The organism is Mesorhizobium sp. M8A.F.Ca.ET.208.01.1.1 (assembly GCF_004791315.1).
In the GTDB taxonomy this organism is placed as follows: Bacteria; Pseudomonadota; Alphaproteobacteria; order Rhizobiales; family Rhizobiaceae; genus Mesorhizobium.
This window is the reverse complement of sequence record NZ_SRUT01000053.1, coordinates 1-443: the sequence shown is the minus strand read 5'-3', so window position 1 is coordinate 443 and position 443 is coordinate 1. Positions and strand designations below refer to the sequence as shown.

Here is a 443-nt window from a genome sequence, read left to right as displayed (position 1 = left end):
GGGCGATGGCCTGGTAGTTGGGGCCGAAGTCGGCGGGCGCCGGGTTGTGCTGTCCCCGATTTTGCTCCCTCTGCGTGGTGTAGGGGTCCTCGTACCAGCGGGGCGACCCATAAGGCTGCGCGGCGGCATAGCGTGGCTCGGCGGCCGGTCGCCGCGGATCGGGGCGCTCGGGCGTATCGGTGCGGGTCCGTTCCAGCCGCTGCTCAAGCGTTTCGAGCGAGCGGTTCAGCTCCTCCAGCGAGGTGTGCGGCAGACGTTGTCTGCCGGCGTTGAGTGTATCGAGATAGGACCGCTTGGTGTTCATCGATGCGCCCGTGTCCAGAATGGCCGGCCTTGGCCGGCTCCCAAAGTCCTGCCGGGAACGATGCGGCCGCGCGGTTCTGCTGCGGCGGAAGACAGGCTTCCCGGGTTTTCACCCGCGCTTCGAAAAACCGTGAAGAATT

Annotated in this window: 1 protein-coding gene; it reads right to left on the bottom strand. The window is 66.8% G+C overall.

The features are described from left to right. Window positions 1–304: hypothetical protein (locus EN851_RS34240; protein WP_245520887.1), on the bottom strand; the 304-nt coding region annotated here is incomplete at its 3' end. Between the last annotated feature and the right edge of the window lie 139 nt (window positions 305–443).